This is a genomic window from Ramlibacter sp. 2FC (genome assembly GCF_005503345.1).
Lineage (GTDB): Bacteria > Pseudomonadota > Gammaproteobacteria > Burkholderiales > Burkholderiaceae_C > SCMQ01.
Genome location: NZ_SCMM01000040.1, coordinates 1 through 22,731, shown reverse-complemented (window position 1 = coordinate 22,731; position 22,731 = coordinate 1). Strand labels below are relative to the sequence as shown.

The following is a 22,731-nucleotide window of genomic DNA, read 5'->3' as shown; positions in this document are numbered from 1 at the left end:
TTGCTCAGGCTAGCGCGGCCGTGGCCTGCGCGCGCACCAGCCGCTTGAGCTCGGGGATGCAGGAGCCGCAGTTGGTGCCGCACTTGAGGCTGCCCTGCAGGGCGGCCAGGCGCTCGTCCTCGCTGCCGCGGCAGTCCTGCAGCTTCGCGGTGATCGCTTCGTCGGTCACGTTGAAGCAGGTGCAGACCTGGCGGCCGCGCGACTGGATCGCCACCGGCGCCTTGGCGCCCGGCACCAGCAGCAACCGGCCGTAGGCCTGGGCCGGCAGCTCGTCCTGCAGCAGGGTCTTGATCCAGGCCTCGGCGCTGGTGTCGCCGGCCAGCACGAAGCCTTCCAGCCGCGTGTCTTGGCCTTCGCGCACCAGGCGCACGGCGCGCCGCTGGCCGCGCTTGCGGTCGGCGTAGCGCAGGGTGTCGGCGCTGTCGAGCGCCAGCAGGGCCTCGATGCGGGCCAGCAGCTCGTCGGGCGGTGCCTCATAGGCGGCCGCGCGCAGCAGCACGCCGTGGCGCTCGCGCTGCCGGGCCTCGGCCAGCGGCGCGTTGTTCGAGAACGGCACGCAGGCGGCGAAGCTGAACCGGGCCATCAGGGGCTTGAGCGCCTCGCGCGCGGCCAGCGCCCGCTCGGGCGGCAGCCAGGCCACGGCCAGCAGCGACCAGGGCAGCTCGGCCTTGAGGATCTTCACGGCCGCGTGCTTGAGCTCGGGCTGCTTGGAGCTGGGGCAGAAGGCGGAGGTGGTGAGGGCGTTCACGCCGGCCAGGCGCTCGCCGGTGCTGCTCAGGCCGCTCAGAACCTCGGGTCCCCAGTGCATGGCCATGAAGGCCTGGCTGAGGCCGATCTCGCGCGAGCCCTGGACCGGCACGACGATGGAGCCGCGCTTGCTGGTCACGTGGACCAGGTCGCCGTCCTTGAAGCCGCGCCGCAGCATGTCCTGCGGGTGCATCTGGATCGACGGTTCGGCCACATGGCCGAACAAACGGCCCAGGGTGCCGGTGCGCGTCATGCCGTGCCACTGGTCGCGCAGGCGGCCGGTGGTCAGCGAGAACGGATAGCGCGACTCGCGCGGCTCGGCCACGGGCCGGTAGGCCTGGGCGGCGAAGCGGGCGCGGCCGTCGGCCGTGGGGAAGACGCCGTCCTCGTAGAGACGGACCCGACCGAAGTTCTTGTAGCCGGAGCCCGAACCCGGCAACGCGGTCGCGTTGCCGTCGTCATTGCCGCCGCTGGCCGCGCCCGCAGGGCACGGCCACTGCTGCGGGCCCTGGGCTTCGAGCATGGCGTAGCTCAGGCCCGTGATGTCGAGGTCACGGCCGCGCGTGGACTCGCGGTGCTCGTTCCAGACCGACTCGGGAGTCTGGTAGGGGAACAGCGTTGGCTGGCCGGGGCGCAACAGGGGTTCGAGGCGCAGCGCCAGGTCGGCGGCGATGCGCCAGTCGTGGCGCGGGCCCGCGTCCGCCGGCCCCGGCGGGGCGACGGCCACGCGCACGCGCGAGATGCGGCGCTCGCTGTTGGTCACCGTGCCTTCCTTCTCGCCCCAGGTGGTGGCGGGCAGCAGCAGGTCGGCGTATTCGCAGGTGGCGGCGGTGGCAAAGGCCTCCTGCACCACCACCAGCTCGGCGCGCTGCAGGGCGCGGCGCACCGTGGCCTGGTCGGGCATGGACTGGGCCGGGTTGGTACAGGCTATCCACAGCGCCTTGATCTCGCCGTCGGCCGCGGCCTGGAACATCTCGACCGCGGTCTTGCCGGGCTTGTCGGGCACCGAGGGCAGGCCCCAGAGCGCGGCGACTTCGGCGCGGTGCTGGGGGTTGGCCAGGTCGCGGTGGGCCGACAGCAGGTTGGCCAGGCCGCCGACCTCGCGCCCGCCCATGGCATTGGGCTGGCCGGTCAGCGAGAAGGGGCCGGCACCGGGCTTGCCGATCTGGGCCGTGGCCAGGTGCAGGTTGATCAGCGCCGCGTTCTTGGCCGTGCCGCTGCTGGACTGGTTCAGGCCCTGGCAGTACAGGCTCAGCGTCGCTGGCGAGGTGGCGAACCAGCGCGTGGCCGTGAGCAGGTCTTCCTTGCTGATGCCGCAGATCTGCGTCACCTTGTCGGGCGTGGCCTCGCGCACCAGGGCCTTGAGCTCGTCGAAGCCGGTGGTGTGGGCGGCGATGTAGTCGGGCCGCGTCCAGCCCTCCCACAGCATGAGGTGCAGCATGCCGTGGAACAGCATGACGTCGGTGCCGGGCTGGATGGGCAGGTAGAGGTCGGCGATCTCGGCGGTGTCGGTGCGGCGCGGGTCGCAGAAGATGATCTTGAGCGCCGGGTTGGCCGCCTTGGCGTCCTCGATGCGGCGAAACAGGATGGGGTGCGCGTAGGCCGTGTTGCTGCCGACGATGAACAGGCATTGCGCGTGGCGCAGGTCCTCGTAGCTGGCCGGCGGCGCGTCGGCGCCCAGCGTGAGCTTGTAGCCGGCCACGGCGCTGCTCATGCACAGGCGCGAGTTGGTGTCGATGTTGTTGGTGCCGATCAGGCCCTTGACCAGCTTGTTGAAGACATAGTAGTCCTCGGTCAGCAGCTGACCCGAGACGTAGAAGCCCACGGCATCGGGGCCGTGCTCGCGCACGATGCGGGCCAGGCCCTCGCTGGCGAAGCCCAGGGCCGCGTCCCAGGCCAAGGGCTGGGGCGCCTCGCCGCGTTGCGCGCGGCGCATCGGCTGCAGCAGCCGGGCTTGGCGCGCGATGGCGGGCGAGGCCGTGAGGTGCAGCGTCGAGCCCTTGGTGCACAGGCGCCCGAAGTTGGCGGGGTGCTCGGGGTCGCCGCGCACGCCCGTGATCTGGCTGCCATCGCTTTCGATGATGACGCCGCAGCCCACGCCGCAGTATGGGCAGGTGGATCTGGTTTCCTGGTTGGCACTCTCTTGCATAAGGGGGAGGTTAGCAAGGAGGGTGCCAGTTGTCAGTGAGGAGCCCCTGGCGGCCGCGAGGTCTCACGCGGCTTTTCGATCAGGAATCGGGTGCGCCGCACAGCACGCAAGCAGGTGGCTATTGCCGGTGTGCTGCGCAACGCAAAGATTCGAGCACCTTGAAAAGGATGCCTCACAGGTATTCAGTGGCGCAGAGGGGCGACGCCGACCTGCGGCATCCGGGCCAGGCCGATGTCGCGTGCGTGTTCCTCGAAGCCCTTGTTCTTCCAGAAGAAGGCGCCGGGCATGGTGGTGGGAATCACCAGCACGTAGAACAGGGCGCGGCTGACCAGGCTGGAGGCCAGCACGGCGACGCCGATCGCCGTGAAGGCAGCGACGGGCAGCAGCGAGGCCGGCTGCGAGGGCAGCAGCGCCAGCAGCAAGGCGGTGGCGAGCAGACTGGTGCCCAGCAGGGCATTGCGCAGCATGAAGGTCTTGCCGAAGGTCGTGCTCTGCACGTAGTACGACGCACCACCCTCGTGCTCGGCGCGCCCCATGTCGTGCGCATGCGCCCAGTGACCGATGGCCTCGGCCGCCAGGCCCAGGGCCAGCAGGCTGGCGCAGCCGGCGAGCACGGGCTGGACGCTGACTCCGGCAAGCAGCAGGGTGGGCAGCATCACGGCCGCCGCCAGCAGGCTGCCCAGGGACAGGGCGGTGCCGAAGAAGGCGGTCCCGACCTGCCAGTGGTTCCAGAACGGCCTGGCCTTGATGCGGTAGCAGCGGGTCATGTAGTACAGGCCCACCGCGCTGGCGGCGACGGCGAGCAGGCCGGTGGCCGTGGCCAGCGTGCCCAAGGCAGCGGAGCCAGCCAGGGCCGCCACGCGTTCCGCCCCGAGAATCCGGCCGGCGACGGTCTGGAACCAGGCGTTGGCCGGCAGGCTGGACAGCACGTGCAGGCCCAGCATGGCCTGGAACACAGCGATGCCCAGGCCCTCGCGCGAGACCGGCGAATGGCGCAGGTTGTTGAAGCCGCGGTAGAAGCGCTTGGGCTTGCCCAGGTGCAGGGTGGACATGAACAGCCCGAAGCCCACCAGCGCCAGCGCCAGCAGTGCCAGGACCGCGTACAGGGGCGAGCGCGCGAACTCGGCAAAACCGGGCAGGCCGGCCAGTCCGGCCAGGAACTGCAGGGCGAACGCGCCGGCCGCGGCCTGCGCGGCAAGGGTGAACAGCACCAGCGGGTTTTCGCGCGAGGACAGGCGGGCCAGGTTCCAATGGGGCTCCTGGCCCTGCTTCTGGTCGATGGCCGGGCGGTAGCGGCCTTGCTCGTCCTTGTGGTACTTCACCGGCATCGAGTCGGTGCGCTTCATCTCGTCGGGCAGCTGGCGGATCTGCTGGAAGCGGATGTTGGGGTGAGTGATCTCGGGCGAGGGGAAGCCGGGGATCTCGACGCGCGCCTGTTCGCGCCTGTCGGGCACGGTCTCGATCACGCCGAAGTCCAGCGCGTTGCCGACGCAGGCGGAGACGCAGGCGGGCTTGAGGCCCACTTCGAGCCGGTCCACGCACATGTTGCACTTGCTGACCTGACCCTTCACGGGGTCGAGCTGCGGCGCGTTGTACGGGCACACCCAGGTGCAATAGCCGCAGCCGAAGCAGGTCTCGGGGTCCTGCAGCACCGCCCCGTACTCGGTGTGCTTGGTGTAGGCGCGCGTCGGGCAGCCCTTGAGGCACACCGGGTCATCGCAATGGTTGCAGGCCATCGAGATGTTCAGGCGCTTGAAGTCGGGGTAGCTGCCGCCTTCGACATAGCCCACCGAGCGGAAGGCCAGATGCGGCGGATTCTCATTTTTCTCGCTGCAGGCGGCCTCGCAGGCGTGGCAGCCTATGCAGTTGTCGGCGGTGAAGAAGAAGCCGTGCTGCTTGTTGCGATTCGGGTTGGAGCCGACCGCCGGGTTCTCGTTGATGTACATCGAGCGGCCGACGGGCAGCTTGTGATCGGCCAGTGCGATCAGGTCGATCTGCTGTCCGTAGCGGTTGGTATCGGGGATTTCCTTGTCCGGCAGGAAGGCATAGGGCTGCTCCTCGGTGCGGATTTCCCAGATCTTGCGCTCGGCGCCGTTCTTGGAGCCGCAGCCCGTGGTGCCGCACCCCGGTTTGCCGCAGCCACCTGCCGCATCGGGCGAGCCCGTCTTGTTCTCGTCTAACAGCATCTTGTGCTCCCTTAGAAGGCGCGACGTTCCATGTTCAGGCGCGCGGCCTCTTGCTGGTCTATCTTTTCCACGCGGGCGGCGTTCTGCTTGAAGGCCGGCTGGCGCGAATAGGGGTCGAGCAGGCCCAGGGTCAGGCGGTTCACGCAGTCGTGGAAATGGAAGGGGATGAACAGCATGTTGCGCGGCACGCGGTGCGTGCACTGCACCATCACCACGGCGTCGCCGCGCCGGCTGACCACGCGCACATAGCTCTGGTGGTCTATGCCCAGCTCGGCCGCTGCGTCGGGGTTCATCTCCATGTAGGGCGTGGGGCTGAACTTGTTGCAGTTGCCGATCTTGCCGGTACGGGTGCGCGTGTGGAAATGCTCGACCACGCGGCCCGAGTTGAGCCAGAACGGGTAGTCGGGGTCCGGGCGCTCGTTGTTGTCGATGAAGGGCAGCGCAATCAGGTTGGCGCGGCCCGAGTCGGTCTGGAACACGCCGTCGGCGTACAGGCGCGGGTTGCCCTTGAAGTCGAGGCGGTGCAACATGTCGGCCGCGCTGGCCGACCCGACGCGTGCCTCGTCGGCCTGCGCCTGCGCCTCGCTATAGGGCCACTGGATGCCGCGCGCGGCCTCGATGCGGTCGTAGCTCATGCCCGAGATGTCCAGCGTGCGGCCGGTGCCCACCGAGAGCTTCTTCATCTCTTCGAACGCGCCCTCGGGCTTGTCTGGGAAGTGGATGGGGTTGCGGTCCTGGAAGCGCCTGGCCATCTGGTTGAAGACCCAGAAGTCGGGCTTGGCGTCGGCATAGGCCGGCAGCACGTTGCGCGTGAGGTTCACGCGCCGCTCGGTGTTGGTGTGGCAGCCTTCCTTCTCGGCCCAGACCGCGGCCGGCAGGTAGACATGCGAGTACTTGTTGGTCTCGACGTCCTCGTACACGTCCTGCACGACGAGGAACTCGAGCTGCTGCATGGCCTTGATGATGCGCGGCTGGTTGGGCATCGAGGTCATGGGGTTGGTCGCGACCAGCCACAGGCCCTTGATCTGGCCCGATTCGATGGCCGGGAAGATGTCGGTCTGCGTCAGGCCGCGTTTGGGCGGGAAGAAGCCCTGGTCTATGCCCCAGAAGTCGGCGATGAGCTTGCGGTCCTTCTCCTTCTCCAGCAGCCGGTAGCCGGGCAGGCCCGAGCAGGAGGACCATTCGCGCGTGCCCATGGCGTTGCACTGGCCGGTGATGGACAGGCTGGTGCCGCCGGGCTTGCCGATGTTGCCGGTGATGAGGTTGAGGTTGTTGATGTTGACCACGCCGTCCGAGCCATGGGTGGACTGGTTGATGCCCATGGTCCAGATGCTCATCGCGGCCGGCGCCTTGGCGTACAGGCGCGCCACCTGGCGGATGCGGTCCTCGTCGATGCCGCAGACATGCTGGGCCTGCACCGGGTCGTAGTCGGCCACCAGGGCGCGCAGCGCCTCGATGCCCTGGGTGTGGCGCTCGATGTACTCGCGATCCTCCAGGCCTTCCTTGAGGATCACGTGCATCATCGCGTTGATCAGCACCACGTCGGTGCCCGGCGTTACGGCCAAGTGGATGTCGGCGAACTGCGCCAGCATGGTCACGCGCGGGTCCACCACGATGAGAGGGAACTTGCGCTTTTCCAGCGCCTCCTTCAGTCGCCAGTAGATGATGGGGTGCTGCTCAGGCAGGTTGGAGCCGAAGGCCATCAGGCAATGGGTGTGCTCGAAGTCCTCGTAGCAGCCGGGCGGGCCGTCTGAGCCGAAGCTGCGCTTGTAGCCCGACACGGCCGAGGCCATGCACAGCGTGGTGTTGCCGTCGTAGTTGTTGGTGCCGATCTGGCCGCGCACCAGCTTGCCCAGGGTGTAGAACTCCTCGGTCAACAGCTGGCCGGTGGACACCACGGCAAAGGCATCGCGCCCGTAGCTGGCCTGGATGCGCTTGATCTCGGCGGCGGTCCGGTCCAGGGCGCTGTCCCAGCTGGCCGGCGCAAACGGCAGGTGCGCCTTGTCGCGCATCAGCGGCACCTTGCCGCGCCCGGGCGAGTCGAACAGCTCGTGCTCGAGCAGGCCCTTGATGCACAGCTTGCCGCGGTTCACGTCGGCCCCGGCATGGCCCCGACTGGTGACGATGCGGCCGCTCTCGTTCAGTCCGATCTCGATGGCACAGCCGGTGGAGCAGTAGTTGCAGGTGGTGTACTTCCATTCCTTGACGTCCTTGACCGGAATGGAGATGGGTTTGCGACGCTTGCGGCCGAAGAGCATGGTATAGGCTGCCGGGGGGTTGGGGCGGTCAGGCCGCCTGCTGGCAGGGGCCGGCAAGCGGCCGCACCAGGTCGGTCGCGTGGCTGGCGAGTTCCTGGGTGTCAAGCGAGACCAGGCCGTTTTCCACCTTGACGGCAAAGCGCGGGGTGCAGCCCTCGTCGGGCGCCTTGGCGCAGCCATCATGAAGGCCGATGGTCCAGTTGTGCAGCGGGCAGGCCACGCTGGTGCCGAACACGATGCCCTGGCTCAGCGGCCCGCCCTTGTGCGGGCAGCGGTCGAGCAGGGCGAACACTTCACCCTGTTCGTTGCGGAACACGGCCACGTCCAGGCCCTTCTCGCGCGCCACGCGGCGCGAACCCAGCACGGGGATGTCCTCCACCCGGCAAATCACTTTCCAGTTGCTCATTTTCCAGTCTCTTTCATCGCTGAGCGCGCCGCGTCGCGGCGCGCGTTGAGGGTCCGTTTTTCAGGCCGGCAGAGGCGTGAATTGCCGCGTGTCCACCGCCGCCTGCTCGGACTCGAGCCAGGGGTCGGGCGCGCCGTCCAGGCTGAACTGCAGGCGCTCCCACAGCGCCTTGCGGCCCTCGGCGTCGTCCAGGATCTTCTTCTTGACATGGTCCAGGCCGACGCGGTGGATGTAGTGCACGGTGCGCTCGAGGTACCAGCCCTCCTCGCGGTACAGCTGCAGGAAAGCACCAGCGAATTCCATGACCTCGGCCGAGGTCTTGACCTTGACCAGGAAATGCGCGACCTCGGTCTTGATGCCGCCGTTGCCGCCCACGTAGATCTCCCAGCCCGAGTCCACGCCGATCACGCCCACGTCCTTGATGCCGGACTCGGCGCAGTTGCGCGGGCAGCCGCTGACGGCCAGCTTGACCTTGTGCGGCGAGTACATGGCCCACAGCGCGTGCTCGAGGTCCTTGCCCATCTGGGTGCTGTCCTGGGTGCCGAAGCGGCACCACTCGCTGCCCACGCAGGTCTTGACCGTGCGCGTCGCCTTGGCGTAGGCCAGGCCGCTGGGCATGCCCAGGTCCTTCCAGACGCCCTGCAGGTCTTCCTTCTTCACGCCCAGCAGGTCGATGCGCTGGCCGCCCGTGACCTTGACGGTGGGGATCTGGTACTTGTCGGCCACGTCGGCGATGCGGCGCAGGTCGTTCGGCGTGGTGTGGCCGCCCCACATGCGCGGGATCACCGAGTAGGTGCCGTCCTTCTGGATGTTGGCGTGGCTGCGCTCGTTGATGAAACGGCTCTGCGGATCGTCCTTGGCCTCGTGCGGCCAGGTGCTGATCAGGTAGTAGTTGACGGCCGGGCGGCAGGTGGCGCAGCCGTTGGGCGTGCGCCAGTCCAGGTACTTGAACACGTCCTGCGTGGTCAGCAGCTTGCCGCCGTCGGGCAGCGGGGTGCGGATCGCGTCGCGCACCGCCTGGTGGCCATGGTCGGTGCAGCCGCAGATGGCCTTCATCTTGGGCGTGGCCGAGTAGTCGCCGCCCGCGGTGAACATCAGGATCTGCTCGACCAGGCCGGTGCAGGAGCCGCAGGAGGCGCTGGCCTTGGTGTGCTTCTTGACCTCGTCCAGCGTGAACAGGCCCTTGTCCTTGATGGCCTTGCAGATGGCGCCCTTGGTCACGCCGTTGCAGCCGCAGACCTCGTCGCTGTCGGCCATGGCGGCGGCCTTGGTGTTGCCCTCGTGGCCGGTGTCGCCGATGTTGGACTCGCCGAACATCAGGCGGTCGCGGATGTCGTGCACGCTGCGGCCGTCGCGCAGCAGCTTGAAGTACCAGCTGCCGTCCACCGTGTCGCCGTACAGGCAGGCGCCGACCAGCTTGTCGTCCTTGATCACCAGCTTCTTGTAGACCCCGCCGAAGGGGTCGCTCATCACGATCTCCTCGGTGCCCTCGCCGCCCATGAACTCGCCGGCCGAGAACAGGTCGATGCCGGTGACCTTGAGCTTGGTCGAGGTCAGCGAGCCGGTGTAGCGGCCGATGCCGAACTGCGCCAGGTGGTTGGCGACCACCTTGCCCTGCTCGAACAGCGGCGCCACCAGGCCGTAGGCGATGCCGCGGTGAGCCGCGCATTCGCCGACGGCGTAGATGCGCGCGTCGGTGGTGGTCTGCATGGTGTCGCTGACCACGATGCCGCGGTTGCAGTGCAGGCGCATCTTCTCGGCCAGCTCGGTGTTGGGGCGTATGCCCACGGCCATCACCACCAGGTCGGCAGGCACTTCGGTGCCGTCCTTGAATTTCACGGACTTGACACGGCCATCCTCGCCGCCGACCAGTTCCTGGGTCTGGGCGCCGATCAGGAACTTGAGGCCGCGGTCCTCCAGCGACTTCTGCAGCAGCTTGCCGGCCACGTCGTCGAGCTGGCGCTCCATCAGCCAGGGCATCACATGCACCACACTGACGCTCATGCCGCGCTTCATCAGGCCGTTGGCAGCCTCCAGGCCCAGCAGGCCGCCGCCGATCACGACGGCGTGCTTGTACTTGGCCGCGGCGTCTATCATGGCCTGGGTGTCGGCGATGTCGCGGTAGGCCAGCACGCCCTGCAACTCCTTGCCGGGGATGGGCAGGATGAAGGGGTTGGAGCCGGTGGCCATCAGCAGGCGGTCGTACTCGGCGCTGAGCTTCTCGCCGGCGGCGTTCTCGGCGTGCACCACCCGGCGCACGCGGTCCACTTGCGTGACCTTCCAGCCCGCGTGCAGGGTGATGCCGTTGTCCTTGTACCAGGCCCAGTCGTTGAGCACGATCTCGTCCAGCGTCTGCTCGCCGGCCAGCACCGGCGACAGCAGGATGCGGTTGTAGTTGGGGTGCGGCTCGGCGCCGAACACCGTGATGTCATAGAGGTCGGGGGCGATCTTCAGCAGCTCTTCCAGCGTGCGAACGCCCGCCATGCCGTTGCCGATCATCACCAGTCTGGATTTCTTCACGCTGCATCTCCGTTGCGAATGCCGTAGCAGTGCAATCCCCATGCCAGCCATTCGCCGCGCCGGTGCATGGCGCCCCATTTCCCGGCATCCCGGGGCTGGAATCGTTGGAAAATAGCCACGAAAAGCTATGAATAAGATAGCAATCGGGCCCTTTGGCCATGGTTCCGGTGGGGGCTTAGGCAGGCTTGGCGCCTTGGGTGCACCATCCTGGGCACGAAACCTGCTTTCCCTTGGTGCATGAGTTTTGAACTGGACATCGGCCTGAACTCGCTGGCCGGCAAGAAGGAAGTCAACGAGGACTTCTGCGCCGCCATGCTGCCCGACCCGGGCGCAGAGGCCATGGGCGCGATCGCGGCGATCGCGGACGGCGTGAGCACGGGCGGCATGGGGCGCGAGGCGGCGCAAACCACGGTCACCAGTTTGGTGCGTGACTACTTCGGAACGCCCGAAACCTGGGACACCACGGTGGCGCTGGACCGCGTCATCGGCGCCCAGAACCAGTGGCTGGCCGGCCTGAACCAGCGGCGCCGGCCGGCCCTGGGCCTGACCACGCTGACGGCCCTGGTGCTGCGCGGCCAGTCCTGGTCGCTGGCCCATGTGGGCGACACGCGCGCCTACCTGCTGCGCGAGGGCCAGATCAGCCAGCTCACGCACGACCACGTGGTCGCGCACCCCGACTTGAGCCACCAGCTGCTGCGCTCCATCGGCGCCGAGGACCGGGTGCTGGTGGACTACAGCCAGGGCGAGCTGCAGGTCGGCGACCTGTTCCTGCTGCTCAGCGACGGGGTGCACAACGTGCTCAACGAGCGGCGCCTGCTGGGTTTTGCAGATACCGTCGACGCGCAGGCCATGAGCGAGGCGCTGACCGCCGCCGCGCTGCAGCGCGGCAGCCACGACAACGTGACGGCGCTGGTGGTGCGCGTCAAGGGCCTGCAGGCGGCCACGCTGCAGGACCAGAACCTGCGCGCGCAGGCGCTGCCCATGCCGCCCAGGCTCAAGGTCGGCGACCAGCTCGACGGCCTGACCGTGACGGCCGTGGTGGCGGACAACGGCATCAACATCCTCTACCAGGTGCGGGCGGATGCCCCCACGCCCGGCACCGGCCGGCTGTACGCGCTCAAGACCCTGCACCCGCTGCGTGCGCACGACGCGCAGGAGCGCGCCATGCTGGCGCACGAGGCCTGGCTGGCCAAGCGCATGCAGTCCAGCCGCGCGGCCGACCATCTGGTCGCGCTGCACGAAGGGCCGCCGAGCGGCCAGGCGCCCAGCGCCTTCTACCTGCTCTACGACTGGCATGGCGGCGAAACCCTGCAGCAGATGCTGGACCGCGGCCTCAGGTTCGGCCCGGCCCAGGCGGTGAGCGCGGCCACGCAGGCGGCCCGGTCGCTGGGCCTGCTGCACCGCCAGAGCGTGATCCACCGCGACGTCAAGCCGGCCAACCTGCACCAGGGCGAGGACGGGGTGCTGCGCCTGCTGGACCTGGGCGTGGCTTTGAGCGGGCGCGAGCCCGAGTCCACGCGCCTGCTGCACGCCGGCACGCCGAGCTACATCAATCCCGAGCAATGGGGGTTCAGCATACGCGCCGGCGGCGCGGACGCGCAGGCCGCCGAGGAGCCGCCCGACGCGCAGAGCGACCTGTTTGCGCTGGGCGTCACGCTCTACCAACTGCTGAGCGGCGGGCGCCTGCCCTACGGCGAGGTCGTGCCCTACCAGGTGGGACGCTACTGGCGCGACCCGATACCGCCGAGCCGCCACAACCCCGAGGTGCCGATCTGGCTGGACCACGTGGTGCTCAAAGCCGTGGCGCGCGACAAGCGCCAGCGTTTCGAGACGGCCGAGGAGCTGCTGCTGGCGCTGGAGCGCGGCGCCTCGCGGCCGCTCACCGCGCCGCCCGCCACCCCGCTGATCCAGCGCGACCCCACCATGCTGTGGAAGCTGCTGCTGGCCTTCAGCCTGCTGTTCAACCTGCTGCTGGTCTACTGGCTGCTGTTCCTGCCCAAGTAGCCAGGGGCCGGCTTCACTTCTTGGCGCGGATCCTGGCCAGTTCGGCCTGGGCCTCGTTCCACAGGTCCATGCCGATCTCGGAGCCTATCGTGGCGTAGACGCGCGTGAGCTTGCTGCGCATGCGCGCCGCTTCGGCCGGCGAGAGCTCGTTGACCTGCATGCCCTTGGCCTTGAGGTCGGTGATGGCGCGTGCGGCTTCCTCGCGCGTGTCCTTGCGCTCGAAGTCGCGGCTGGCCCTGGCGGCGTCCAGCAGCACCTTCTGCTCGGCGGCGGACAGCTGGTCCCACCACTTCTTGCTGGCCAGCACGATCCAGGGGCTGTAGACATGGTTGGTCACCGTCAGGTACTTCTGCACCTCGTAGAACTTGCTCGACAGGATGGTGTTGAACGGGTTTTCCTGGCCGTCCACGGTGTTGGTCTCGAGGGCGCTGAACAGCTCGGAGAAGGCCATGGGCACGGCGTTGGTGCCCAGGGTCTTGAAGCTCTCCAGGAACACGTTGTTCTGCATCACGCGCAGCTTGATGCCCGAGAGGTCTTCCATCTTGACCACGGGGCGCTTGCTGTTGGTGAGGTTGCGGAAGCCGTTCTCCCAGTAGACCAGGCCGACCAGGCCCTTTTCCTGCAGCTTGGCCTTGATCTTGTCGCCGATCGGGCCGTCCAGCAGGGCGTCGGCCTCCTTGGCGTTGCTGATCAGGAAAGGCGTGTCCCACAGCGCCATTTCCTTGGTGATGCCGACCAGGGTGGCGGTGGAGCCGACCATCATTTCCTGGGCGCCGCCGATCAGCGCCTGCTGCATCTGGGTGTCGGGGCCGAGCGCGGCGGCGCCGATGGCGCGCAGCTTCATCTTGCCGCCCGAGGCCTTCTCGACCTGCTCGGCGAAGACCTTGGCCGCGCGGCCCTGGTTGCTCTGCTCGTTCAGGCCGTAGCCGAAGCGGATCAGGCGCGGCTTGAAGTCCTGGGCGATGCTGGTGAAGGGGGCGGCCAGGGCCAGCGCGGCGGCCGTGGCGACGAGGGTGCGGCGAACGAGGTTCATGAGGGTCTCCGGAAAAAAAGAAAGTGTTGAGGTCGGAAGGGCAGGGCGTCAGCGCATCCAGGCCACCGGCGCGGTGACGATCTGGGGGAACACGACGAACAGCGCGAGGATCAGCATGTAGGTGACGAGGAAGGGGTTCACGCCCTTGATCACCTGGTGCAAAGGCAGCCGGCCGACGCCGGCCACCACGTTGAGCACCGTGCCCACGGGCGGCGTGATCAGGCCGATCGCGCCGTTGAGCACGAACATCAGGCCGAAATACACCGGGTCTATGCCGGCCTTGACGGCGATCGGCAGCATCACGGGCGCGAAGATCAGGATGGTCGGCGTGAGGTCCAGCGCGGTGCCGATCAGCACCAGGGCCAGCATCATCACGGTCATCAGAAGGCGCGGGCTCTCGACCAGCGGGCCCAGCCAGCCGCTCAGCACGCCGGGCAGGTCGGCCAGGGTGATCATGTAGCTCGCGACCTGGGCGCCGGCGCACAGGAACATCACGATGGCCGTGGTCTTGGCGGCGCGCACCAGCACGCCCTCGATTTCGGCCAGCTTCATCTCGCGGTGGATCAGCAGGGCGACGACCAGGGCGTAGAAGGCCGCCACCACCGCCGCCTCGGTGGGCGTGAAGAAGCCGGTCTTCATGCCCCCGATGATGATCAGGGGCATCAGCAGGGCCCAGAAGGCCTTGGCCGTGGCGCGCAGCCGCTCGCGCAGCGGCAGTGGCGCGCCGGCCGGCAGGTCGATGCGGCGCAGCACCAGCTTCCAGGCCACGATCAGGCCGGCGCCCATGATCAGGCCCGGCACGATGCCCGACAGGAACAGCGCCGAGATCGAGGTGTTGGTGGTCACGCCGTAGATCACGAAGGGCATGGACGGCGGGATGATGGGCGCGATGATGCCGCCCGAGGCCAGCAGGCCGGCCGAGGTGTTCATCGGATAGCCCTGCTGGCGCATCATGGGCAGCAGGATGGTGGCCAGGGCCGCGGTGTCGGCCAGGGCCGAGCCGCTCATGCTGGCCATCAGCACCGCGGCGCCGATGGCCACGAAACCCAGGCCGCCGTGGATATGCCCCACCCAGGCCTGGGCCATGGTGATGATGCGGCGGCTGATGCCGCCCGAGTTCATCAGCTCGCCGGCCAGGATGAAGAAGGGCACGGCCAGCAGGGGGAAGCTGTCCACGCCGGCCACCAGGTTCTGCGCCAGCAGCTGGGTGTCCCAGAAGTCCAGCACCCAGGCCATGCCGGCGCCGGTGAGCACCAGGGCCAGCGCCATGTTCATGCCCAGGCCCATCAGGCCCAGCATGCCGCCGACGAAAACGATGAAGGACAAGGCTTCGCTGCTCATGGGGCTCACTCCACTTCCATGCCGTGGCCCAGGTCCAGCGGCTTTCGTTTGATCAGTTCCACCAGCGCCATCAAGGCGATGGCCAGGGCGCTCAGCAGGGCCGGCAGCGGCAGCAGGGCCGTGGGATAGCCCAGCACCACCGAATGGCTGTCCAGGCCCACCACCACCTGCTGCCAGGCGCCGTGGCCGATCAGCGCACAGCCCAGCAGCACCAGCAGGCGGATCAGCAGCGTCACGGCCGCCATCAGGGCCGGCCGGCCTTTGAGCAGGCCGATCAGGCTGGTGAAGGCCATGTGCTCGCCGGCCGGATAGGCCGCGGTCGCGCCTATGAACACCATCCAGACGAACAGCAGGCGCGACAGCTCCTCGCTGGCGGCGACGCCGCTGCCGAAGCCGTAGCGCAGCACCACGTTGATGAACACCGCGACGGCCATCACGCCCAGGCAGGCTGCCATGGCGGCATGGACCAGACGCTGCAGGCGTCCTTCGGAAACTTCAGAGCTCATGCGGATTCTCCGGCGTGCAGCCAGGCGCTGACCTCGGCTTGCAGTTGCGGCAACGGGGCCTGGGCGTCGACGGGCAGCACGCCCGGCTCACCCAGGGGCGGCTCCAGCGTCGCGAACTGGCTGTCGACCAGGCTGGCCGAGAAGAAATGCTGGGGCGCGCGTGCCGACACGCGCGCCAGGGCCTGTTCGCGGGTGATGGCCAGGAACACGAAGCGCAGGCCCGGCGCGGCCGCACGCAGGCGATCGCGGTAGCTGCGCTTGAGCGCCGAGCAGGTCAGCACCACGCCTTGCGGATGGGCGCGCAGCTGCTCGCCCAGGCGGAGCAGCCAGCCGTCGCGGTCGGCGTCGGTGAGGGCGATGCCCTGGCTCATCTTGGCCCGGCTTTCGGCACTGTGGTGGTCGTCGCCTTCCACCAGCGGCAGGCCTTCGGCCTCGGCCAGGGCCGCCCCCAGGCTGGACTTGCCGCAACCGGCCACGCCCATGATGACGATGGATGAAGTCATTTGGATAGCGCTATCCGAGTAAGATCAAAGAAATGGCGATCGATGGCCCCGGTTATCCTGTTGGCAAGGAATTTTTCCAGCCTAGGGAATGCCCGCGGTTCGATCGCCGTTGGATAGCGCTATCCTAACGGTTTCGGAAATCCCCTTGTCTAAGTAGTTTCCCTAGACGTCTGTCATGAGCTTCTCTCCCGCCCGTTCCCGCGCCACCGGACGCGTCACGCTCGCCGACGTGGCCCAGCTCGCCGGCGTCAGCCCGATCACGGTCTCGCGCGCCCTGCGCGGCGAACGCGCGGTCGATCCGGAGCTGGTGGCGCGCGTGCGGGCCGCGGCGCTCAAGCTCGGCTATGTGCCCGACCCGGCCGCCCGGGCCCTGGCCTCGCGCCACAGCAGCCATGTGGCGGTGCTGATCCCGCTGCTGTCGAACGCCTTGTTCGTCGACTTGCTCGAGGCCGTGCAGCGCACGCTGCGGCCGGCCGGCTACCAGACGCTGATCGGCATCACGCATTACGACGCCAGCGAGGAGGAGCTGCTGCTGCGCGAGCAGCTGCTGCACCGCCCGGCCGGCCTGCTGGTGACTGGCCTGGAGCGCAGCGAGGCCACGCGCGCCCTGATCGCCCAGAGCGGCGTGCCCTGCGTGCACCTGATGGAGGCGGCGGGCCAGCCGGGCATCCACAGCGTGGGCTTTTCCCAGGTCGATGCCAGCGCGGCGCTGACACGCCACCTGCTCGAGCGCGGCCGTCGCCGCATCGCCTTTGCCGCGGCCCAGCTCGACCCGCGCACCATGCAGCGCCTGCAGGGCTGGCGGCGCGAGCTCGGTGCGGCCGGTCTTTACGATCCCAAGCTCGAATGGCTGAACCCCGAGCCCTCGTCGCTGGCGCTGGGCGGGCGCATGTTCGAGCAGATCATGGCGCAGAAGCCGGGCGTGGACGCGGTGTTCTTCTGCAACGACGACCTGGCGCAGGGGGCCTTGCTGACCGCGCTGAGGTTGCACATCGCCGTGCCGCGGCGCGTGGCCATTGCCGGCTTCAACGACCTCACCGGCAGCGACCAGATGCTGCCGCCGCTGACCACGGTGCGCACGCCGCGTGCCGAGATCGGCAGCGCGGCGGCTCGCATGCTGCTGTCGCTGATGCACGGCGAGCCGGTGGCGACGCCCTGTGTGGACGTGGGTTACGAGCTGGTGGTGCGCGGCAGCACCTGAGCTGGCGCTCAGGCGGTAACCAAACGCGCCCGCCCGCCTTTTTGTCTTCGGCCGTCCGCTGCGCGGACTTAACTTCGCTGCGCGAAGTTAGCCTGCGACGAAAGGGTGGCCGTGCCCTTGGCACGGCCACCCTTTTCCGCCCAGGTACGGGTCCAGCGGATCTGCATGACGCGCAGCATGAACAGCATGACCACGGCCAGCAGCGCGAAGGCGACGAAACCCCAGAGGTAGGTGCCGGCGTACTGCTTGGACAGGCCCATGGCGTTGGGGATGAAGCCGCCGCCCAGGGCGCCGACCTCGCCGATCATGGAGCCGGCCACGGCCGTGGTCACCGGCCAGCGCAGCGGCACCAGCTGGAACAGGGCGCCGTTGCCCGCGCCCAGCGCCGCGAAGCAGAGCATGAAGAGCAGGGTGGTGGCCGTCAGCGAGCCGCCGGCCAGGCCGCACAGCACCAGGGTGATCGCGACCACGACCAGCACGCCGCTCAAGGTGTTGATGCCGCCCACGCGGTCGGAGATGTAGCCGCCCACCACGCGCACGGCCGAACCCATCAGGGCGGCCAGCATGGTCAGCTGGCCGGCCTCCACCTTGGTCACGCCGAACTGGTCGTGGAAGTAGGTGGGCAGGAAGCTCGCCAGGCCGATGAAGCCGCCGAAGGTCACCACGTAGATCAGGCTGAAGGCCCAGCCGTCCTTCTCGAACAGGCAGGCGATGTGCTGGCGGAAGGTCTGGTGCTCGACGTCCGGCGGCTCCTTGGCGAAGACCACCATCACTACCATGGGGATCAGCATGAAGAAGGCCGCCAGGCCGTACACCGTCTGCCAGCCGTAGGCCGTGGCCAGGGGCGGCGCGAACAGCACGGCCAGCACGGTGCCCGAGTTGCCGGCGCCGGCGATGCCCATGGCCAGGCCCTTGTACTTGGGCGGGAACCAGCCCGAGCCCAGCGACAGCGCCACGCCGAAGCTGGCGCCGGCGATGCCCAGCAGCACGCCCATGGCCAGCACATGGTCATAGCTGCTGATGAAGAAATAGCCGTAGGCCAGGGCCAGCACGATCAGGCCCATCTCGACCAGGGCGGCGTTCTTGCGGCCGATGTACTGGGCCAGGATGCCCAGCGGAAAGCGCATCAGTGCGCCGGCCAGGATGGGCACCGAGATCATGAAGCCCTTCTGCGCGGCCGTCAGCTGGAAGGCCTCGCTGATGAAGGGCGCCATGGCGCCGTTGAGCACCCAGACCGCGAAGCAGAAGTCGAAGTACAGGAAGGCTGCGAACAGCGTCGGAGCGTGCCCCGACTTCAGAAAGGTGCGGAATCCCGCCATGGTGCAATCCTCTGTGAAGGTAAAAGAAAGTTCACAGAACCAGTGCGAGAAACGTGCCAACCCAGGGCGGGTTGGCGGCTTCGCTTCACTCGGCGCTGGTCGCGCGGGCTCCTGGCGTGGGCTGTGCGGGGGGCGTGTGGGCCACGGGGCGCGCGCGCCCACCCTTTTCCGCCCAGGTGCGGGTCCAGCGGATCTGCATCACGCGCAGCATGCCCAGCACGATCACGGCGCAGACGGCGAAGCCGACGAAGCCCCAGAGGTAGGTGCCGGTGTACTGCTTGGACAGGCCCATGGCGTTGGGCACCAGGCCGCCGCCCAGGGCGCCGGCTTCGCCGATCATGGAGCCGGCGACGGCCGTGGTCAGCGGCCAGCGCAGCGGCACCAGCTGGAACAGGGCGCCGTTGCCCGCGCCCAGGGCGGCGAAGCACAGCATCAGCAGCAGCGTGGTGGCGACCAGCGAGCCGCTCGCCAGACCGCTGAGCACCAAGGTGATGGCGACGGTGACCAGCACGGCGGTCAGCGTGTTCACGCCGCCCCAGTGGTCGGAAATCCAGCCGCCGAACACCCGCACCGCGGCGCCCATGAAGGCGGCCAGCATGGCCAGCTGGCCGGCCTGCACCTTGCTGACGCCGAACTGGTCGTAGTAGTAGGAGGGCAGGAAGGTGGTGAGGCCGATGAAGCCGCCGAAGGTCACGGCGTAGATCAGGCTGAAGGCCCAGCCGTCCTTCTCGAACAGGCAGGCGGCGTGTTCGCGCAGCGAGGCGTGGCTGTCGACGTCATCCGGCTCGCGGCCGAACAGGATCATGGCCGCCATCGGCAACAGCATGGCCAGGGCGGCGATGCCGTAGACGGTCTGCCAGCCCCAGCGCTGGGCCAGGGCCGGCGCCACCAGCACCGAGACCGCCGTGCCCACGTTGCCCGCGCCGACCAGGCCCATGGCCAGGCCCTTGTAGCGCGGCGGGAACGAGCCCGAGCCCAGGCTCAGGGCCACGCCGAAGCTGGCGCCTGCGATGCCCAGCAGCACGCCCATGGCCAGCAGGCTGTCGTAGGAGCTGACGTAGAAGTAGCCGAACAGCAGGGCCACGATGATCATGCCCATCTCGACCAGGGTGGCGTTCTTGCGGCCGATGTACTGCGCCAGCACGCCGAGCGGAAAGCGCATGAAGGCGCCGGCGATGATGGGAATCGAGAGCATCAGGCCCTTCTGGGCCGGCGAGAGCTGGTAGGTCTCGGAGATGAACGGCGCCATGGCCCCGTTCATCACCCAGATGCAGCAGGAGAAGGCGAAATAGAAGAAGGAGGCGAACAGGGTCGGGGAGTGCCCTGACTTGAGAAAGCTGCGAAAGCCCACCATGGTGCAAATCCTCTGTGAAGCGGGAAGGGAGATTCACAGATTCAGTGCGAAAAACATGCCAAGCTGGGGTGGGCACAAACGCACCCATCCGGCTCAAATGGCCGGTTTGGATGATGCGTTTTGGTGCGGTGCACAGCTTTGGTGTGTTTCAGATCCTCCTGGACAGGTCCACGCAGACCAGGGCCGGCTGGCGGTTCCAGCGCAGCGTGATCACGTAGGGGTGGCGGCGCACACGGGCCTTAACGCCCGAGGCGCCCTGCAGCTTGACCGGTACCGAGATGTTGAGGCCGCTGCCCAGCAGCCGGCGCGCATTGCCGGCCAGGGTGTTGGCGACTTCGCCGACCGCGTCGAGCAGGTTGCCGTCGGCCAGGTCGGTCTCGCCCTGCAGCAACAGGAGCTCGCGCAGCAGCGGGGCCGGCATGGACACGAGCACATGGCCGTTGTAGCTGCCGGAAAAGCTGACCAGGCCATTGAAGTCGTGGCCCTGCAGGTCGCCCGTGGCCAGGAAGGCCGAGGTGATCTGAGGCTCCTGCGAGGTCGTGACCTGGAAGTAGCGCCGCACCGAGTCGACGAACAGCTTGAGCTCGGCTTCGTTGAGGGTGGTCATGGTCAGGCCTCCTGCCGGGCCGCCCCAAAGGAGGCCTGGGCCCCCTCGGGGGGCAGCGAATACACGAAGTGATAAGCGTGGGGGCGTTTCATCTCAATGGCTGTCGGTGACGTCGAGCAGGGCCAGGCGCAGCTCGTCGTCGCTGAAGGGCTTGGCCACGAAGCCGCGCGCGCCCAGCTTGAGCGCGGCGATCGCGGTGGCCTTGTCGCTGAGGGCGCTCACGACCAGGATGTTGACCCTGGGCAGCAGGCGCAGCAGCTGGCGTATGCATTCCACGCCGTCCATCTCGGGCATGGTCAGGTCCATGGTCACGACCTCGGGCTGCGCGGCCCGCGCGATGCGCAGCGCTTCGGCGCCGTTGCGCGCCAGTCCGACGATGGAGATGCCCGAGATCCCGCCGTCCTGCACCACGCGCGAGATCCGGGTGCGGATCATGTTGGAGTCGTCGACGATCATCATGCGCATGGCGGGCCCCCTTGCTCTTCCTGTCAGGCTGCGAACCGGATCCTGAACTCGGTGAAGCGGCCCGGCGTGGCGCTGAGCTTGATGCGCGCTCCCAGCTGCTGCACATGGGTCTGCACCAGGTCCAGGCCGACGCCGCGGCCGGCGTGCAGGGACAGGCCATCGGCGGTCGAGAAGCCGGGCCTGAAGATGTGTGCGATGACCTGCCGGTCGTCCAGCTGCTCGAGCTGCAGCGGGCTGTACCAGCCCAGGGCCAGCAGCTTCTGGCGCACCAGCGGCGCGCTCAGGCCGGCGCCGTCGTCGCGCACGCTGAGCTGCCACTCGGCCCCTGCGCGCTGCAGCTGCAGCTCGACGCAGCCCTCGGCGTCCTTGCCGGCGCTGCGGCGCAGCGCCGGCGCCTCGATGCCGTGCACTACCGCGTTGCGCAGCAGCTGCACGGCGATCTCGTGCACCCGGTCGCGGGTCTCGGCGGCGAGCGCGTTCAGGCCGTCCAGGCTCACCTGCGCGCGCACGCGCTTGCCCTGGTCGGACGCAACCTGCTGCGCCAGCCGCGCCAGCGCCTCCTCGCTGGCCTCGCCGGCCACCGGCTTGGCCTCGCTGCCGCGCGGGCGCTCGGCCAGGCCCTTGAGCGCCGCCACCTGGCCCAGCAGTTCCTCCAGCGGCAGGGGCAGGGCCAGCAGGGCCTCGCCCAGGTCGCCGCTGCCGCCCGACTCGCGGATGCGCTGCAGTCCGGTCTCGAACGCATGAGCCAGGCCGGCCAGCGTCTCCAGGCCCAGCGTGGCGGCGTCGCCCTTGAGCGCGTGGACGCGGCGCGCCGCCTGGTCCAGGGCCGCGAGGACGGCCGCCTCGCCGCGCGCCGAGGCCGTGCCGCGCAGCAGCTCGTTGACCTCGAGCAGGCCGGCCTCGGCCCTGGTCACGAACTGGTGCAGCAGCGCCGGGTCGGCGTCCAGGGCCTTGAGCAGCATGGACAGTTCCTTCTGCGAGCGCTGGCGCTCGGCCTGCAGCTTGTGCGCCAGCTCCATGCGCGCCGTGATGTCCTGCACGGTGACCAGCAGGTGGCGCACCGCGCCGTCCTCCTGGACGCGGTTGAAGTGGAACGAGAGGTGGCGCCGCTGGTCCTGGCCGAGCCGGTTCTTCACCATCAGCTCGACCTCGGACAGCGGGTTGATGTCCTGCACCAGCGCCTCCTTCACGTGGGGCGAGAACAGCAGCTCCACATAGTCGCGCGCGTCGCGCAGCACCTTCTCGGAGACCAAAGGCGACAGCAGCTCGAAGAAGGGGTCGCCGGGCTTGAGCGCCCGGCCGAACAACTGGCGGGCGGACTGCGAGAGCTGGGAGCCGAGCCGGAAGTCCGGCGTCATCAGGAACAGGCCTTCGCGCACGCTGGCCAGGATTTCGCGGTTTTCCTCGTTGGCGGCCTCGATGGCCGCGTCCGAGCTGCGCAGCCGGCGCAGGAACTTGAACAGGATGAAGGCGAAGTTCAAGAGCGCCAGCACGATGCCGCCGGTCTGCACCAGGCGCAGCGTGGTGGCGCGCTGCGCGGCCACGGCCTCGAGCGCGGTGGTCAGCTCGTTCATCAGGCCCAGCAACTGCAGGTTGTGGGTCTTGGCGTAGTCGGCGGCGGCCTGCAGCTCGGCCTCGGTCGGGGCCCCGGCGAGCACCGGCGCCAGCCGCTGCTGGTAGGGCGTCCACAGCGCCTGGGCCTTGGCCAGGATCTCGGCCGCGCGCGCACCCTGCGCCGCCGGCAGGAACACCGGATGGCCGTCGCCGCCGGGCACGGTGGCGCCGGCCTGGAAGCCCTTGAGCGAGACGTCGAACAGCCGCACCGCGTTCCCGAGCTCGTCGAGTTCCTGGCGCGCGGGCAGGCCCTGGCTGCGCGCGGCCTGCACCGACAGCAGGGCCTTGGCCGTGCGCTGCGAGAGCATGCGCTGGCGGCCGGCGAGGTTGATGCCGACCGCGTCTTCGGCGATCTGGAACGAGGTGTAGAAGTTCAGCACCAGCACGCCGAGGTCGAACAGCAGGAAGAAGGCCACCGCGACCACGATCTCGCGGTACTTGCCCAGCGCGAAGCGCCCCCCGGCCGGCCCGCCGCGACCGGCGCCGGGCCGGCCGGGGGCGAGGGGGGCGGGCAGGAC

General features: G+C 68.7%; 16 protein-coding genes. 2 read left to right on the top strand and 14 right to left on the bottom strand.

Annotated features, from left to right (window positions below; all coding sequences use genetic code 11):
* Positions 1-4 precede the first annotated feature (4 nt).
* From FFS10_RS16445 to nirB, 5 genes are all read right to left on the bottom strand, one after another.
* On the bottom strand, positions 5-2,896 hold the full coding sequence (locus tag FFS10_RS16445) for a nitrate reductase (RefSeq protein ID WP_137895562.1): 2,892 nt from the start codon (positions 2,894-2,896) through the stop codon (positions 5-7).
* 182 nt (positions 2,897-3,078) lie between these two features.
* On the bottom strand, positions 3,079-5,082 hold the full coding sequence (locus FFS10_RS16440) for a DmsC/YnfH family molybdoenzyme membrane anchor subunit (RefSeq protein WP_137895561.1): 2,004 nt from the start codon (positions 5,080-5,082) through the stop codon (positions 3,079-3,081).
* Positions 5,083-5,093: 11 nt separating this feature from the next.
* Positions 5,094-7,340, bottom strand: a complete 2,247-nt coding sequence (locus tag FFS10_RS16435) for a molybdopterin oxidoreductase family protein (RefSeq protein WP_137895560.1) — start codon at positions 7,338-7,340, stop codon at positions 5,094-5,096.
* A gap of 28 nt (positions 7,341-7,368) precedes the next feature.
* Positions 7,369-7,746, bottom strand: a complete 378-nt coding sequence (gene nirD / locus FFS10_RS16430; protein ID WP_137895559.1) for a nitrite reductase small subunit NirD — start codon at positions 7,744-7,746, stop codon at positions 7,369-7,371.
* A gap of 60 nt (positions 7,747-7,806) precedes the next feature.
* On the bottom strand, positions 7,807-10,266 hold the full coding sequence (nirB, locus tag FFS10_RS16425) for a nitrite reductase large subunit NirB (protein WP_137895558.1): 2,460 nt from the start codon (positions 10,264-10,266) through the stop codon (positions 7,807-7,809).
* Positions 10,267-10,503: 237 nt separating this feature from the next.
* Between nirB and FFS10_RS16420 the strand changes: the two genes are divergently transcribed.
* Complete coding sequence (locus FFS10_RS16420) at positions 10,504-12,270, top strand: bifunctional protein-serine/threonine kinase/phosphatase (protein ID WP_137895557.1); 1,767 nt, start codon at positions 10,504-10,506, stop codon at positions 12,268-12,270.
* A 13-nt stretch (positions 12,271-12,283) separates the two neighbouring features.
* Here the strand turns inward: FFS10_RS16420 and FFS10_RS16415 are convergent, their stop codons facing one another.
* From FFS10_RS16415 to FFS10_RS16400, 4 genes are read right to left on the bottom strand one after another with little or no spacing between them, the layout of a single operon-like run.
* Positions 12,284-13,303: a TRAP transporter substrate-binding protein gene (locus FFS10_RS16415; protein WP_137895556.1), complete on the bottom strand. Its 1,020-nt coding sequence runs from the start codon at positions 13,301-13,303 to the stop codon at positions 12,284-12,286.
* A gap of 48 nt (positions 13,304-13,351) precedes the next feature.
* Positions 13,352-14,644 (bottom strand): TRAP transporter large permease, encoded by a 1,293-nt coding sequence (locus FFS10_RS16410; protein ID WP_137895555.1) that lies wholly within the window; start codon positions 14,642-14,644, stop codon positions 13,352-13,354.
* A gap of 5 nt (positions 14,645-14,649) precedes the next feature.
* The gene (locus tag FFS10_RS16405) at positions 14,650-15,150 is read right to left on the bottom strand and encodes a TRAP transporter small permease subunit (protein ID WP_137895554.1); all 501 of its coding nucleotides are present in this window, start codon (positions 15,148-15,150) and stop codon (positions 14,650-14,652) included.
* Entirely contained in the window at positions 15,147-15,653 is a 507-nt protein-coding gene (locus FFS10_RS16400; RefSeq protein ID WP_137895553.1) for a gluconokinase, read from the bottom strand. Before FFS10_RS16400 ends, FFS10_RS16405 begins: the two co-directional genes overlap by 4 nt.
* A gap of 175 nt (positions 15,654-15,828) precedes the next feature.
* Here FFS10_RS16400 and gntR point away from each other — a divergent pair, with 175 nt between their 5' ends.
* Positions 15,829-16,854: an HTH-type transcriptional regulator GntR gene (gene gntR, locus FFS10_RS16395; RefSeq protein WP_137895552.1), complete on the top strand. Its 1,026-nt coding sequence runs from the start codon at positions 15,829-15,831 to the stop codon at positions 16,852-16,854.
* Between the two features lie 68 nt (positions 16,855-16,922).
* On the opposite strand, the gene FFS10_RS16390 is transcribed toward gntR, so the two are convergent.
* From FFS10_RS16390 to FFS10_RS23695, 5 genes are all read right to left on the bottom strand, one after another.
* Positions 16,923-18,173 carry an MFS transporter gene (locus FFS10_RS16390; protein ID WP_137895551.1) on the bottom strand — a complete coding sequence of 417 codons (1,251 nt, stop codon included), beginning with the start codon at positions 18,171-18,173 and terminating at the stop codon, positions 16,923-16,925.
* Between the two features lie 85 nt (positions 18,174-18,258).
* Positions 18,259-19,527, bottom strand: a complete 1,269-nt coding sequence (locus tag FFS10_RS16385; RefSeq protein ID WP_137895550.1) for an MFS transporter — start codon at positions 19,525-19,527, stop codon at positions 18,259-18,261.
* A gap of 148 nt (positions 19,528-19,675) precedes the next feature.
* Positions 19,676-20,134, bottom strand: a complete 459-nt coding sequence (locus tag FFS10_RS16380; RefSeq protein ID WP_137895549.1) for a chemotaxis protein CheX — start codon at positions 20,132-20,134, stop codon at positions 19,676-19,678.
* 93 nt (positions 20,135-20,227) lie between these two features.
* Positions 20,228-20,599: a response regulator transcription factor gene (locus FFS10_RS16375; RefSeq protein ID WP_137895548.1), complete on the bottom strand. Its 372-nt coding sequence runs from the start codon at positions 20,597-20,599 to the stop codon at positions 20,228-20,230.
* Positions 20,600-20,622: 23 nt separating this feature from the next.
* A partial coding sequence (locus tag FFS10_RS23695) for an ATP-binding protein (protein ID WP_137895547.1) occupies positions 20,623-22,731 on the bottom strand: 2,109 nt, incomplete at its 5' end.